The following is a 14,146-nucleotide window of genomic DNA, read 5'->3' as shown; positions in this document are numbered from 1 at the left end:
GTATTTTATAGGTCAATTTACAAGTCTTTACCCCTCGGATTCTTCAATTCCTGCGCAATCTGATAATGCTTATCCGCTAATTCGGTATTGCCAATAGCTGCATAAGCTTCAGCAAGATATTCATGGCAGGCGGCATGACGGGGCTTCTGTTGGGAGGCTTTCATCAGGTCGGTTATAGCCAGTTCCGGCTCATCCACTTTAAGTTTGTTTTTTCCTCTGTTGTAGAGAGCTTTGAATGATAGCGGACTTAGTTCTAAAGCCCTGTTGAAACACTTCATAGATTCGTAATAATCCTCCTGATCGTAGAAGGTTACACCCTTCCTGATCCATGCATCGAGATAGGTAGGGTCTAAATCCAGTGCCTTGTTGAAGTTTGCCAGAGCTGCACGATAATCCTTGTATGAAACGATGCATTCATTACCCATCTGATAATATTCCTTCGCTAACTTCTTCAGGACTTTAGTCTGTTCATACAGCCTGTCCTTTAATTCCGTGTTTTTTTCTTTGAGGCTGTTTATTATATTCAGCTTCTTCCGTATATATCTTTGCTGCAATGGCTTTTCTATGTCATAGCGGGCATGGATAGCTTTGAAGAAATGGTTGAGGAAATTATCGAAATTCCCTTCATCGAATTGTTCTATCGCTTCCTTGTACAGATAATTAGCGTCCGATTCTTTCAGCGCTTTATTAATCAATTGCTCATTATTGAATTGCTTACTGAATTCCATTATTTCAGGCCGCACAAATATATCTGCTTTATTGATATTCTTTTTAAGGACAAGCCCGTCCAGCGAGGTACATCTGCTTAGGGCTACATAAGCCTGTCCTCCGGCAAATACTCCCCCGCTAAAATCTACAATCACATTATTGAACGTAAGTCCTTGGCTCTTATGGATTGTAATTGCCCACGCAGCTTTCAATGGCAGTTGGGTATAAGTACCGATGATTTCTTCTTCGATCCTCTTTTCCCGCTCATTATATCTGTACCTGTAATTCCGCCATGTTTCCAGTTCTACTTTCACCTCAAATCCATCCTCTTTGAGAACATATACATGCCCTTCTTCATCTATTCCCGATATAATGCCGATAGTGCCGTTAACCCAGCGGCGGGGCCATTGCATATCGTTGCGGATAAACATGACCTGTGCATGTTCTTTAAGTACCAATTCCTGTGCAGTGGGAAGAGACGATTCCGGAAAATCGCCCTCTTTGATACCATAGCTGACAAACTCAAAGGTATCGAGTTCCGACATCTTCTTCTCGTTAATATAGTCAACATTATCACGTTTGGTAGCCAGCGTGATATACATATCTTCTTCTCTCGGGTTGAAACCGGAATCTACCCGGTTGTTGAGCAAGCCAAGGTCATTGCTGTTCGATTTTCCGTTCCTTATGTTATTCAGGATAGAAATAAACTTTTCATCTGTCTGACGATAGATTTTTGTAAATTCTATCGGAACAAGGTTTATTTCGCGAAAAACATTCGCCGAAAAGAAAAAAGCGTTTTTGTAGAATTTGTTGATTATCTCTCTTGTATCGGGAGTAACCACAGGTTCGAGCTGGAATACATCTCCGACAAACACAAGTTGCTTACCCCCGAAAGGAATACGCATATTATTTGAGTAGACCCGGAGAATCCTGTCAATACAGTCTATTGTATCGGCTCTGACCATCGATATTTCGTCAATGATTATCAGCTCTACCTCCTGTATGATCTTACGGTGTTCTTTCCTATACTTGAAAAACTCAAAAATGCGGCCGCCGGTAAGACTCAAATCTGCGTCATCGGGAGCCATGGGCCTGAATGGCAATTTGAAAAACGAATGCAATGTTGATCCCTCTGCATTTATCGCTGCTATCCCTGTGGGAGCCAGAACAACGAATTTTTTACGTGTCGTCTGGCAGAGATGTTTCAGAAAAGTCGATTTACCTGTACCTGCTCTTCCTGTGAGAAATACAGACTGGTTGCTCCGTTCAATCAGGTCGAGAGCATTCTTAAATTCTTTATTGGAAGTATCTATTGACGCAATCATAATGATGAAGCAAAAGTAAACTTTTTTGAGAATAAATGATCTTAGAGCCTGTTTAAATTTTACCCCACAGGTTCTTTTGTTATCTTTATTTTTTAATTCTTTTAAATTATGTTCAAGAAACTTGTGGCTATAGAGCCGGTGAGCCTGATCCCGTCCGCTGAGAAGGAGTTGCATTCTTTTGCTAAGGAAGTTGTTATGCATCAGGATGTACCCGTCGGCGATAATGAGATAATTGCGCGTATAGGCAATGCAGATGCTGTACTGCTGAGTTATACCTCACAGATTAACCGCTATGTATTGGAAAGATGTCCCGATATTAAATATATCGGAATGTGCTGTTCCCTGTATTCTCCCGAAAGCGCCAACGTAGATATCCGTTATGCTGACGAACGGGGTATTACGGTAACAGGCAAATCGGGTGGTATTTGAAGCTGTACGCGAATAAGCCCCAACCAAATCATATTCAGGTAATAAGCCATTGATAACGGCATCTGCTACAATTTCGGCTAGATACCCGCATCCGACAATCACTAACTTTTTCATGTGGGCAAAGATACCTCTTAAATGTATGATTTCCTAAATGTTTCTGTTTGTTCGGCTGTTTTATGGATACATAAAATTTATTATCCGATCTTGGTGCAATTATATAACGCTAACTTGCGCCAAGATCGGATAATGCACTCAATGTAAGGATTTACAGTTTCCAAAAAAGCAGACTAGTCCTCGATGGTACCATTTGCAAGGCGGCTGCTCTCGGATAACCGGTATATATGCCGGAAGTTGTTGTGGCTCCAATCCGAAACGAAATTTTGTCTCCTTTGTTTCCACTGGCCGTAAGGGTCAGCGTAGCGGTCAACTGACTACTGCTGGAGTAAGCAATCATATTTATCTCGGCCCCGTCTTCAACAGTAATCCCTGATGGCAGATTATCGGCCGAAGCAAAATTATTGTTGCCTTTAAGCGCCCATAAATACAATAACGACCTGTAACGATTAGATGAAGCATTGGCCGATTGATCCATGTAGAACCTGAATGAGAATACGTACGATCCGGTTTCCGGCAACGTGATAAACGGCTGGTTTGTGCTACCTGTGGCAGGATCGGCCCAAAGTAAAATAGTAGACCGTGCAGGTCTTTCATGGGCTCTTGAATTTGTCACAGGTTGTACGCGATTTCCCGATGCAACCCACAAATCTCTCCGTTCGATAACGGATGCCACTTCTTTCGTCAATATTTCATTCCATTTGTTATTATAAAATGTGTACAGACCCGCGGCAAGTCCTGCTCCCGCATTGTTAGTCGTATTATAAACAATCATCCCGTCTTCCGGATTGGAAACCGTAACAATATCCGAAATGCCGGTTAAAGCCACCCTGTTGGGTAGGAATGCGCTGGCAGTTCCTCCCAATTCTAACTGCGCGGCGGAGTTATCTTCGGGGATGGCGCCTATGCCTATATTCATGCTTCCCGAAGAATAATGAACAGACAGGTCGTCTTTTTTCTGTGTATCCGGTATTACACCGTTTTGGGGATTGTCTCCTTTTCCGTCGATGTGCAAGGCACCCTTCGGATTTTCCGTCTTAATCCCTACCTGCGCATGTAGATGTAAGATACTTATGGCGGCAATCAGTAAGCTTATTATTTTTATTTTCATGATTAAGAGTCTGTTTAAAAGTTATTGCATTTTCCAATATACAAAAGTGGTACGGTTTGCTTCGTTTACATTGATACTTCCCCGAAGTGTCCAGTTCTGCGCTCCGTTCCGGCGTCCTATCTTTATAATGACTTCATCATTTAGGTTAAGATATGGCGTTTGCATTATAGGGAAATAAGTGTTATATGCACTGTTGCTGCTACCTTTTCCTACAACCATGTCGATTCTGCTCAATAAAACTTCAGTAGAACCGGTTTTCCTGAATAAGTACAGATAGTAATCGTCGCAAACCTGGCCGGTAATGCTCATACCTCCGTATAGCCTGAAAGAAAACACATATCGCCCGGCATTATTAATAATAATGCTTTGGCTGAGGGGAAACTGACTTGCTCCCGCACCTGTTGTTTTATTGGTAACCGGAGTTGCTGATACGTTACCGGTCAATGCTCCGATCTTTGAAACCGTACTTGTTCCGCTGGCTGTATAATCGGTAAGTCTCATCCATTCATTGTTCATATTCAGGTAGGTTCCCGGCATAACATCTTCTTCCCCCGACCCTCCGGCATTGGTATTATAGACCATCATCCCGTCGCGAGGGGAAGGTACTGTATTTATATCCGAAACGTCCGTTAAAGCCACCCTGTTGAGAAGCAATGCTTTATCCGGCGCGTTCAGTTCAAGGGATGTTTCCTTGTTCAGAGGCTCTCCGCCTATAACCAGATTGGCTTCATTGTTTGTATTAAGTCTGAATATCAGGTCGTCCTTCAATTGGCTGCCTGTAGGAATTGGTGAATTATTTTTCAGTATGTCAATGTTGAGAATTCCCACCGGATTGGTGGTTCCTATACCTACCTGAGCCGTACATGTTCCTGCCAATAAAAAGGCAAGACATAAAAGATATATGTGTCTGTTCATAGGTTTCCTTTTTAAATTTTGAAAAAGATAATTGATGTTTCACCTGATAGTAATGTCCATGTTGCACCGCTATATGAAGCAATGTGTATTGATATTCTATCTCCTCTTTGAGCATCAAAACCTAAAGTCAGGGGATATGTCACACCACCGTTCCTGCTGCCTTGGGGAAAAGCTACGGGATTAATTTCAGCTATATCCAAGATTCTATCTACCGTTCCATCATTTTTCAGTAAGACGGCAGCGACATATATGACCATTCTTTGGAATGAGGAAACCGGAGATATGGAACCGGATAAGGTGAGCATCATAGCGTAAGCCGCATTCGACCTGATCTCTATATAGTTGGCGGGAGTAGCGGGTGATCCGGCAGAGACTAAGTTTAAAGTAGCATAGCCATTTGTCCCGTTTGTTGTGTTGTAAGCTCCTGTTGTTGGTAAAGTCAATTGATTGTCAATGGTATATAACCTGACATCCTTGCTGCCTGCCGATCCGGTAATACAATACATCCATCTGTTTTGCCCGGCATTGAAAACATACAAACCCGGTATGACATTGTCGGGAACAACCCCGGCCCTTGCTGTATTATAAACAACCATTCCGTCTACGGGGTTCTTAATGGGATTGCCCGCCGCATTTCCCCGTGCATCAGCAAGCGCGACCGAATTAGGCATAAACGCTTTATTATTAGCGCCCAGGCTCACTGATGCGGAAGGATGCCCGGTATTGCCTATGGCAATCGATATCCCGTTATTTCCGTCACCGTCGACCAGAACACCTTTATTGCCCGCAGGCAATAAAGGACTTTTTAAATGCAGGGCTCCTTCGGGAGATTCTGTATTTATCCCTATCTGGGAACAAAGGGGATAAATGCTGAAAATCAGGAGTATGCTACAAAGAATATATTTTTTCATCTGGATTTTGTTTAAATTTTATTCGTTTTACTTAATAAAATATGATCCCGAAACCACAATGATGTCGTTAGCCGCGATTATACCCTTGTTCATAAAAGTTCCTACACTTTCCCTCACATTTTGTATATATATATTCCCGTCGAAGTCTATTTCGCATTCTGCCGTAGTAGAGATGGTTCTTGCGGGAAAATTGACAAGACAGCTTAGATTCATGTCACTTTGGCTGGTAACAGTCGCAGAAGCAAAGGGCTTATATGTATCTTTATCTGTACCGGCTGGCATTTCAGCTATTTTCCGGGAATTATGGGCTGTATTCCAGACATTAATATCGGCTCCGATCCGTTGTAGTTTGACAATAAAGTTAACGGCTTTACCATAACACCTGAATTCCTGGCTTATTACCGACCAGCCGGCAGAAGCCTGCCAGAGATTAGCCAGTACCACATCGGGTATCGTAATAGAACCTGATCCGGCACCTACCCGTATCCACCGGTTGCCGTCATTGTAATAACATCCTTCGAAGACGTCGGTATCTACATCTGCCGTGTTATAAACGAGCATTCCCCTGACATGTGTCGACAGCGGAGTATTATCATTTAACGCTACCAATTCAACACGTGGCAGCAATAGCCCTTTCGTTGCCGTTCCGCTACTATTTTCTTTCAGATCCAACAGGGCATCATCTTGAGGAGGTTCACCCGAACCGATCGTTACCTGTCCATGCAGTTGTAAAGTCATAAGACATAATACGCCTATGACCAATAGGTTTAAAGTTTTTCGTTCCATAATTGTAGTTTCATAATTAAAATTATAATATAGGATTTATCTTTTCCCGAAAGGGAAATAACACAGGGCATATTCTGCCGGAAAACAGAATATGCCCTGTGTTGTGATTTCGGAATAAATGTGTAGATTTTGCGCACCCATACACGAGCGCAATCAATTAAACCGCGTAAATGATGATAGTGGATTATTTTTTTAAGAGTAGTAGCTAGATTCTCTCTCTCTCTCTCTCTCTAGCAAAACGAAGCTAACTTCCAAGTTTTCAAGGGGAAAAATGGTAGGAAAAGTTGTGTTTTTGTATTGCAATTTCTGTCTTTCTATAGCCACATCTAAATACTTTGATGCCCCAAAGTTAAAAAAAACATTCGGTTTGACCAATACAAACTTCATATTATAGATAAAATTGTATTATGAGTTTTAGTATATATTGAAGTTTTTTCTCCAAATATTATATATATTTGCAACCGGTAAGATCACAAGGTACACGCTAAGTCTCATGAAAAAACAATTCTTCAAACTTTTTAGCAAGGAAAGAATCTTATTGAGTGTGTAATAGGGGATATGTCATACCTGCAAAAGTGTATGACTGTATACTTGTGACGGTAAAATGACCTGAATAACCTGATAAATAACTGCAACATTTAGGTAAAGGAGCGGGCTACAGATTGAGTACAAGGTGGGTGGTGCTACTTGTAATCATATAAACTGTAGCCTAAGTTCTTTTGATTTTATCCTGTTTCATCGCTCCGCTTATGCCTCCGGAATACAAAAATAAACCCTTTTCCAAGCTAATAAAAAGCAGGTACAAATCCGATCTTTATACCTGCCTGCATATTTATTAACGATCATGTTCTTTGTTCAGAAGCTACGTCCGGCACCACCTCCGCCGAAACTTCCTCCGCCTCCGCCACCAAAGCTGCCTCCTCCGCTGCTCCAGCCACCGCCGGAAGAACTACCTCCTCTCCAGCCGCCGAAGCCGCCACCAAAACCTCCGCCACGCCAGCGACCTCCGGACGAAGGACCTCCTTTATTGTTTTTGAAAGCGATATAGAGAATAAGCAATATAACGACGACAAGCACTATATTCGCGATGAGTGAACTACCGGAATAATTCTCTTCATCAGCCTGAAATTCTCCTGCCAGATATTTGATTATGGCTAGGGCGGCAGCTTTGGTTGCATTGTAGTAATCCCCTGATTGCAAGTATGGGATCATATACTGGTCTATGATGCGGCCGCAACGGGCATCGGTAAGTATATGCTCTACTCCGTAGCCTGTGGCGATAAATACCTGGCCACGTTCGTTGCCTATGCGTGGTTTTATGAGTATAAGCACGCCGTTATTCTTGTCTTTCTGTCCGATGCCCCACTTTTCACCCAGACGGGCTGCATAGTCCGATACGGCATAGCCCTGCAGATCGGTTACTGTTACTACGTATATCTGTGTAGATGTACTATCATTGTAGGCTTTGAGTATCAGCTCCAATTCGTTACGCTGCGAGGTGTCGAATGTCTGTGCAAAGTCGTTGACGAGTCTCGGAGGCGACATTGGAGAGGGTAAATCGTCCTGTGCCTGTAACAAAACAGTTACAAGCAATAACAAGAATATATTTAATATCCGTTTCAATTTTATAATATGTACTGCTAACGGTTGACTGTTAACTGATTAAAATTCTACTTTTGGTGCGCTCTGAGCCGATGCATCAGCTTCGAAATATCCCTTCTTTTCGAAACCGAACATGCCGGCAAAGATATTTTTAGGGAACATACGAATGTAGGTGTTATAGTCCCTTACTTTTTCATTAAACTTATTACGCTCTGTGGAGATGCGGTTCTCTGTTCCTGTAAGTTCATCCTGCAAGGCAAGGAAATTTGTATTGGCTTTCAGGTCGGGATAGTTTTCCTGTACCATCAGCAAACGGCCGAGTGCAGCCCCCAGTTGTCCCTGCGCTTCCTGATATTTTTTGATATTTTCTTCTGTAAGCTGGTCTGCATTTACATTCATCTGTGTAGCTTTTGCACGGGCTTCTACAACAGCCTGAAGAGTTTCCTGTTCGTGTGTGGCATAACCTTTCACAGTGGCTACCAGATTGGGGACAAGATCGGCACGGCGCTGATAAGCATTCTGCACCTGAGCCCATTGAGAAGTTACACCTTCTTCTTTTCCTACCATACTGTTCTGAAGCGATTTTGCATACATAAATACAATCAGTCCCAGAACTACAACTACAATAATGGCGATTATACCTTTCGTTAATTTCATTGTTTTTATTTTTTTGAATTAATATCAAATATATTTATGTCTAAAACAACAAGAGAGAATGTTTTGTTGCCGTGTTGTATATTTAAGCCGTAAAAGTATTAAATTATGCGGATATTCCGGTTAAGTAATATAAGCAAATAACAGGGGAACAGAGAGAATATTATTATATCGTCATATCTGTAAATAATAATTTATAACTTTAAACAGGTTTCAAGAATTCAATATCCCCGGGATGGGTGAACAAATCCCGTATGGTAGCGTTAATTGTGAAAAATAAAAAAACAAAATAAAATCTATGAGCAATCCTCCATATAAAGAAGATATACTGAAAGACCGGTTCGAAGCACAAACTCTCAAATTGAGAGATGATTACGAAGGTACGGTAACTGCAACACTTATACGTCGCCTGTCAGAAAGAAAATCCGACAAAGCGATATTATACATACACGGCTTTAACGATTATTTCTTTCAATCGGAAATGGCGCGCCGTTTCAACGATCATGGATTTAATTTCTATGCCGTCGACCTGCGAAAATACGGACGTTCGTTTCTGCCGCATCAGAAATTTAATGATATACGCAATCTGAAAGATTATTACGAAGAAATACTCCAATCACTGAGCATTATCCGTAGTGAAGGAAATAAAGAAACCCTTTTGTCCGGCCATTCCACAGGCGGACTTATTGTTACCTTATTTGCCAAAGATTATGCAGACAGCAAATTATTTGACGGACTGATACTCAACAGCCCTTTTTATGAATTTAATCTGGCAAAACGGACTAAAACGCTTTTACCCTTTGTTTCCATTGTAGGACGGTTTATGCCTGAAGTAACCATTTCGGGAGGGTTCAGTGAAGAATATGGCAAGAGTATCCATAGATCTTACAGGGGAGAATGGGACTACATACTGGATTGGAAACCTAATCTAGCTCCTAAAATTAATCTGGGCTGGTTGCGTGCAATTCATAAAGCACAAAGTGAATTGAAAAAGACATTCTATATATCTAAGCCTACATTGGTTTTGCATTCAGCCCGGTCGGTGGCAGACATCAAAAATATGGAACAGGTTTCGAGCCGCGATGCTATCTTGAATGTAAATGACATTGAACGTATAGCGCATAATATAAAGGGTGATGTGGAAGTCCTTTCTATACAGGGAGGGTTGCATGACCTGATTCTATCGGGGACGGAAGTACGTAATAACGTCTACAATATAATATTTGACTGGATAAAACGAAATAGGTTGTGATAAAGGTAGGTCCTTGTAAATGGTTCTCATATGAATTCTTTTCGGATAGATTTATTATTTAAATATCTTATAATAAATGTATTACAATATACGAATATGTATTATATTTATACAAAAATATATTGTTCTCATCTGTGATTCCCCATTTAATCCTATATATTATTTAAAGCCTGAAATATAAAAAGCCTTACTAAATAAAGATTTTAAAGGATAAATCACTTGTAAATAGTATGAAACAGATACTGCGAATACTATAATGTCAATTTTGTTTATATACCATTCTTATGCTATTCCCGATTAATTACCTAATTTGCTCTCCGGGAAAAAGCCGTTTTTTATTTTTCTTCCATATGCCTGTTTTTTAAATCTGAAATCTCTAAATCCGACTATCGGAACATTTATTCCTCACAATAGGGCTTTTCTAAACCGCTTTCATTGATGAACTTTACAAAACAATTAAAGAATAAATCATATATGGAAATGGTACGGCTCTCTAAAAATAGGAAAATCGATAATATGCAGGAAAACAGGATATCTGCTGCTTTACTCTCCGTAAGGACCAAACTGGCAAGAAAAAATGAAACTAAAATGCCGGAAAAAAGATTTATCGGCAATCAGGCAATTGTAATGCTAACCGACCATATCAAAAAGGTCAGACAATCAGATACATTATGGGAACGGTAGTTTCTGAACAAAATAATTAGAATATGAAAATAGCACTGTTTCTAAAAAACGAAATAATAGACGAATCCTGCCCGGATACAATACCTATTATAGTACTACATATAGACAGCAAATCGGTGACGGAAGTAGAAAAGGATATTATCGTGAAGAAAGACGTCAATTATGTAGCGCTTTGGTTATTGACCAATCGCATCAAGGAAGTATATGTAACGGATATTGATCCTCTGGTGAAAAGGCTGTTCGAAAAATTAGGCGTTGCAGTCAAAAGATTTGACGACATCGAAAAAAATCCTCTTTTGAAACAGTTTATATCCTGATGGAATATCCAGTCCGGTCAACAGTCTCATATTCAGGTGTAAAGAATTTCACTTTTCCGCGCTCCAGAACAAATTCCGCACAAATTACCCCTAGATTTTTTAATATCACAATAAATATATCTCATAAGCTGCGACTATAAAGTTCAGCTTTCCCTATACTGTATAGGCGTCATTCCTGTGTGCTTCTTGAAGAAGCGTCCGAAAAAAGACGGATTGGGGAAGTTCAGTTCTTCCGAAATCTGTAATATAGTCATATCTGTAGTTTTAAGCATATACTTTGTGGATGAGATGAGTACCTCATTTATCCACGAGAAGGCTGTGCGGCCTGTACGCTCTTTTATGATGGTGGAAAGGTATTTGGGTGTCAGACACATCTTATTGGCATAAAACTGAAGCGTTTTTTCCTTTTTATGATTATGTAACAATAACTTGAAAAATGTAAAAACCTGCTCTTTCTGATATGAATTAGCATCAGACATCGTATCCGTCCCGGGATTACTTTCCGATTCTTTTATTTTATTATAATAAATAGCCCCGACTTCTATCAATAATGCATAAAGGAGACTTTTTGCCATCTGTTCCCTGAACGGATGATCCCTGCGTTTATACTGGGTTACAATAAAAGAATGGAACTCAAGTAATTTTTCTGCTTGCGCCTCCGATATCTGAAGACAAGGCGATTGTATTATGCTCATCGAGATATCAAAATTACTTGAAACAGGTATTTCGGTCAGAAAATCGGGTGAAAAAATAAGGAATTCGGTCATCATATCGTCGCTCTGTTCAATGACTTCGAGCACATAACCAGGTAAAATGGTCAGTATAGTTCCTTTCCTGGTTTCATATTCCTTAAAGTTTATCTTTATCTTTCCCACACCGCTAATACAAATGGCAAATACCACCCCGTCGATAACGATAGGATAGTTCGATGACATAGACGGAAAATGCACCGCTTTATCCGATACGATAAAGTTTTTGATAGCGGACGGATCTATTTGTTCCGAAATATCTTTGATCTGTACTTTGGATAAGTTCATATAGTTTGTTTTTATCTCTTCATACTATCTATTGACATAAAAGGTATAAATAATTATTGACACCCTGATGAATTTTATGTGATTTCTCACTCGGTCGGGATAACAAAGAGACTTATTGCATTACAATGTCTCTAAATCTTAAAGGCCGGAATAACCTCACTTTTACAAACGTACTGTTTTTTATTCAAAAGCTTCCTTTTTTTCTTATAAGAATTTCAGGACATACCACGCGAATATCAGAACATTAGCCGGAAACACATTTTCTTCATTTTTTTGTCAAATAAGAATAATAGGACATTATTACCGCCATACGGGGCTTTTTTCGCCTTTGGTTTTGCACGACCTTTGTCATGTATTCGAAAGCAATATAAGATGAATACAAAATAAAGATTAATAAGGTAAATAAAGATTAGTTAGGTTATCAATTTTAAAATGAAAGATTATGAAAAAGTTATTTTTTACACTTGCAATTATGTTCGGTTTGACTTCGGTTGTTAATGCCCAGACAGGCAAGGTATGGATAGGCGGTAGCGCAGGTTTTAACACAAGCAAAATAACAGATGGCGAACGATTGACAAATTACAACATTACACCTGAGGTGGGCTATATGTGGTCGGACAACTGGGGAGTAGGGATGAAACTGGGATACGCACATAAGGAATACAATATACTGGATGGTAAGGCTAAGTCTGACGGGTTCACAGTAAGTCCGTTTGCACGTTACTCATTCCTCAAAGGAAATATAGGTGGTTTATTTGTTGATGGTGGCGCCGGATATACTTACAGTAAGGTAAAATCTACTGATACGAAGGTACATGAATTGGAAGTCGGCTTCAGACCCGGCGTTGCCATCAATGTTTCCGACAATCTGACCCTGACCGGAAGATTCGGGTTCTTAGGTTATCAGTATGAGAAATTCGGAAGCCAGAAAATCAATACTTTCGGTTTCGATTTCGACCTCAGCCAGATACAATTAGGTTTAAATTTCGTGTTCTGAATACTACATAAACAATTACTCTAAATTACTCAAAAATCTCTTCAAAACATTGAGAGGCCGCTCCCGGGATGGAAGTGGCCTCTCGCTTTATTAGTCTGCTATTTAATTTATTGCATGGCTTTTCCCAGTTCCGCCAGTTTGCTTATCGTTTTAAAATTACGTGATGTGGATGGAATATCCGTTTTCTGTAAGCTGCCGGCCAGTTTGGAATTGCGGATACTGTTATAAAACAGAAAATAAATATTTCGCCCTGCTATTTTATATTTATCTTGCAGTGTATTGTATTTTGCCAGCCGCTCTATATCTTTTGATGATGGATCGCGGACAAACATAGATACATATAACACTTCTCCTTCCGATACATTCATAGCTCCGGCTATTTCTTCCCGGGTAAACGGACACCCCGCTACAATAGTTTCCAGTTCACTTAACGTCCTCAATATTACGGCAACAGGAAACCCAAAAGTATTTTCTATAATTGTTTCTATCTCCATCCGGAGTTGTTGTTCTTCCTTGTCGGAAATAAACAATACATTGCCGCTCTGAATATATGACTGTACGCTCTGAAAACCCATATCTTCAAATACTTTTTTCAATTCGGCCATTTTTATAATATTTTTTCCGCCGACATTGATACCCCGCAATAGTGCTATGTAAATCATATCTATGAGTAATAAAATATAACAGAACTCCGTACCCTCGCCTGAAAAATCATTCTGGAGGGTACGGAGCAAAAATTTTGTTCAATTTATCTAAAGGTTGAAAAGTCTGTTCATTCGTTTACTTCTCCGTTATATTCATAGTTTATCATCCACAAGACTCCGTATTTATCTGTAAAATGTCCGAATAATGCGCCCCAAAACATCTTCTCCAAAGGCATTATAATCTGTCCTCCGGCCGAAAGCTCATTAAATATACGCTGAGTTTCGTTTTCACTATCCGTATTCACGGATAAAGATATATTGTCTCCAAACTTAGTCCTGATACCAAAAACTTCGGATGTATCGGAGCCCATAAGAATGGTTCCGCTTCCAATAGGCAACGACATATGCAGTATCTTTTCTTTCTCTGTATCCGGTATCGGTTGTTCCGAAGGCATATCTTTGAAGCGGCTCAGGTATGTAAACTCACCACCGAATACGGATTTATAGAAATTGAAAGCAGCCTCACAATTGCCATTAAAAGATAGGTAGGGATTAACTGCTGCCATTTATTTTAAAAGTATTAAATTGTTTGCTACTTGCACATTAACGATATGACAGCATAGATTTACGATTAAATGTATTATATATCTTATCTGTCTT

At 40.0% G+C, this 14,146-nt stretch carries 14 protein-coding genes and 2 pseudogenes; 5 read left to right on the top strand and 11 right to left on the bottom strand.

The genetic code is table 11. From position 1 onward, the window contains the following. Positions 1–17 precede the first annotated feature (17 nt). Entirely contained in the window at positions 18–2,033 is a 2,016-nt protein-coding gene (locus tag B3317_RS04145) for an AAA family ATPase (protein WP_291108918.1), read from the bottom strand. 108 nt (positions 2,034–2,141) lie between these two features. Here B3317_RS04145 and B3317_RS04140 point away from each other — a divergent pair. Further along, a pseudogene (locus B3317_RS04140) lies at positions 2,142–2,444 on the top strand (dihydrofolate reductase); the annotation flags it as partial. 15 nt (positions 2,445–2,459) lie between these two features. Here B3317_RS04140 and B3317_RS04135 read toward each other — a convergent pair. The 7 genes and pseudogenes from B3317_RS04135 to B3317_RS04105 form a co-directional block, all read right to left on the bottom strand. After that, positions 2,460–2,576: pseudogene (locus B3317_RS04135) on the bottom strand (aspartate dehydrogenase); the annotation flags it as partial. Positions 2,577–2,727: 151 nt separating this feature from the next. After that, positions 2,728–3,687, bottom strand: a complete 960-nt coding sequence (locus B3317_RS04130; protein ID WP_291108916.1) for a hypothetical protein — start codon at positions 3,685–3,687, stop codon at positions 2,728–2,730. Positions 3,688–3,708: 21 nt separating this feature from the next. Continuing rightward, positions 3,709–4,602 carry a hypothetical protein gene (locus tag B3317_RS04125; protein ID WP_291108914.1) on the bottom strand — a complete coding sequence of 298 codons (894 nt, stop codon included), beginning with the start codon at positions 4,600–4,602 and terminating at the stop codon, positions 3,709–3,711. A gap of 11 nt (positions 4,603–4,613) precedes the next feature. Then, a complete protein-coding gene (locus B3317_RS04120) occupies positions 4,614–5,513 on the bottom strand; it encodes a hypothetical protein (RefSeq protein ID WP_291108912.1) in 900 nt (299 codons plus the stop codon). A 27-nt stretch (positions 5,514–5,540) separates the two neighbouring features. Continuing rightward, positions 5,541–6,299 (bottom strand): hypothetical protein, encoded by a 759-nt coding sequence (locus tag B3317_RS04115; protein WP_291108911.1) that lies wholly within the window; start codon positions 6,297–6,299, stop codon positions 5,541–5,543. Positions 6,300–7,154: 855 nt separating this feature from the next. After that, positions 7,155–7,922: a TPM domain-containing protein gene (locus tag B3317_RS04110; RefSeq protein WP_291108910.1), complete on the bottom strand. Its 768-nt coding sequence runs from the start codon at positions 7,920–7,922 to the stop codon at positions 7,155–7,157. Between the two features lie 39 nt (positions 7,923–7,961). Next, positions 7,962–8,558 carry a LemA family protein gene (locus B3317_RS04105; protein WP_291108908.1) on the bottom strand — a complete coding sequence of 199 codons (597 nt, stop codon included), beginning with the start codon at positions 8,556–8,558 and terminating at the stop codon, positions 7,962–7,964. Positions 8,559–8,853: 295 nt separating this feature from the next. Here B3317_RS04105 and B3317_RS04100 point away from each other — a divergent pair, with 295 nt between their 5' ends. From B3317_RS04100 to B3317_RS04090, 3 genes are all read left to right on the top strand, one after another. Next, positions 8,854–9,807 carry an alpha/beta hydrolase gene (locus B3317_RS04100; RefSeq protein WP_291108906.1) on the top strand — a complete coding sequence of 318 codons (954 nt, stop codon included), beginning with the start codon at positions 8,854–8,856 and terminating at the stop codon, positions 9,805–9,807. A 438-nt stretch (positions 9,808–10,245) separates the two neighbouring features. Next, a complete protein-coding gene (locus B3317_RS04095; RefSeq protein ID WP_291108904.1) occupies positions 10,246–10,491 on the top strand; it encodes a hypothetical protein in 246 nt (81 codons plus the stop codon). 23 nt (positions 10,492–10,514) lie between these two features. Next, positions 10,515–10,808: a hypothetical protein gene (locus B3317_RS04090; protein WP_291108902.1), complete on the top strand. Its 294-nt coding sequence runs from the start codon at positions 10,515–10,517 to the stop codon at positions 10,806–10,808. Positions 10,809–10,951: 143 nt separating this feature from the next. Here the strand turns inward: B3317_RS04090 and B3317_RS04085 are convergent, their stop codons facing one another. After that, entirely contained in the window at positions 10,952–11,845 is an 894-nt protein-coding gene (locus tag B3317_RS04085; RefSeq protein WP_291108900.1) for an AraC family transcriptional regulator, read from the bottom strand. A gap of 442 nt (positions 11,846–12,287) precedes the next feature. Between B3317_RS04085 and B3317_RS04080 the strand changes: the two genes are divergently transcribed. Next, the gene (locus tag B3317_RS04080) at positions 12,288–12,842 is read left to right on the top strand and encodes a porin family protein (RefSeq protein WP_291108898.1); all 555 of its coding nucleotides are present in this window, start codon (positions 12,288–12,290) and stop codon (positions 12,840–12,842) included. 107 nt (positions 12,843–12,949) lie between these two features. On the opposite strand, the gene B3317_RS04075 is transcribed toward B3317_RS04080, so the two are convergent. Next, the gene (locus tag B3317_RS04075) at positions 12,950–13,504 is read right to left on the bottom strand and encodes a DUF1697 domain-containing protein (RefSeq protein ID WP_291108896.1); all 555 of its coding nucleotides are present in this window, start codon (positions 13,502–13,504) and stop codon (positions 12,950–12,952) included. Positions 13,505–13,614: 110 nt separating this feature from the next. Further along, on the bottom strand, positions 13,615–14,052 hold the full coding sequence (locus B3317_RS04070; RefSeq protein WP_291108894.1) for a VOC family protein: 438 nt from the start codon (positions 14,050–14,052) through the stop codon (positions 13,615–13,617). Positions 14,053–14,146 lie beyond the last annotated feature (94 nt).

The organism is Dysgonomonas sp. UBA7710, assembly GCF_002482385.1.
Taxonomy (GTDB): Bacteria; Bacteroidota; Bacteroidia; order Bacteroidales; family Dysgonomonadaceae; genus Dysgonomonas.
Note: the sequence above shows the minus strand (reverse complement) of the source record. Positions and strands in the feature narration are given on the sequence as shown.

What these genes read in the sequence shown, in the direction of transcription:
- B3317_RS04080 (WP_291108898.1), top strand. Translation starts at nt 12,288, where the DNA reads ATGAAAAAGTTATTTTTTACACTTGCAATTATGTTCGGTTTGACTTCG.
- B3317_RS04070 (WP_291108894.1), bottom strand. Translation starts at nt 14,052, where the DNA reads ATGGCAGCAGTTAATCCCTACCTATCTTTTAATGGCAATTGTGAGGCT.
- B3317_RS04120 (WP_291108912.1), bottom strand. Translation starts at nt 5,513, where the DNA reads ATGAAAAAATATATTCTTTGTAGCATACTCCTGATTTTCAGCATTTAT.
- B3317_RS04115 (WP_291108911.1), bottom strand. Translation starts at nt 6,299, where the DNA reads ATGGAACGAAAAACTTTAAACCTATTGGTCATAGGCGTATTATGTCTT.
- B3317_RS04105 (WP_291108908.1), bottom strand. Translation starts at nt 8,558, where the DNA reads ATGAAATTAACGAAAGGTATAATCGCCATTATTGTAGTTGTAGTTCTG.
- B3317_RS04090 (WP_291108902.1), top strand. Translation starts at nt 10,515, where the DNA reads ATGAAAATAGCACTGTTTCTAAAAAACGAAATAATAGACGAATCCTGC.
- B3317_RS04125 (WP_291108914.1), bottom strand. Translation starts at nt 4,602, where the DNA reads ATGAACAGACACATATATCTTTTATGTCTTGCCTTTTTATTGGCAGGA.
- B3317_RS04145 (WP_291108918.1), bottom strand. Translation starts at nt 2,033, where the DNA reads ATGATTGCGTCAATAGATACTTCCAATAAAGAATTTAAGAATGCTCTC.
- B3317_RS04130 (WP_291108916.1), bottom strand. Translation starts at nt 3,687, where the DNA reads ATGAAAATAAAAATAATAAGCTTACTGATTGCCGCCATAAGTATCTTA.
- B3317_RS04095 (WP_291108904.1), top strand. Translation starts at nt 10,246, where the DNA reads ATGAACTTTACAAAACAATTAAAGAATAAATCATATATGGAAATGGTA.
- B3317_RS04075 (WP_291108896.1), bottom strand. Translation starts at nt 13,504, where the DNA reads ATGATTTACATAGCACTATTGCGGGGTATCAATGTCGGCGGAAAAAAT.
- B3317_RS04085 (WP_291108900.1), bottom strand. Translation starts at nt 11,845, where the DNA reads ATGAACTTATCCAAAGTACAGATCAAAGATATTTCGGAACAAATAGAT.
- B3317_RS04100 (WP_291108906.1), top strand. Translation starts at nt 8,854, where the DNA reads ATGAGCAATCCTCCATATAAAGAAGATATACTGAAAGACCGGTTCGAA.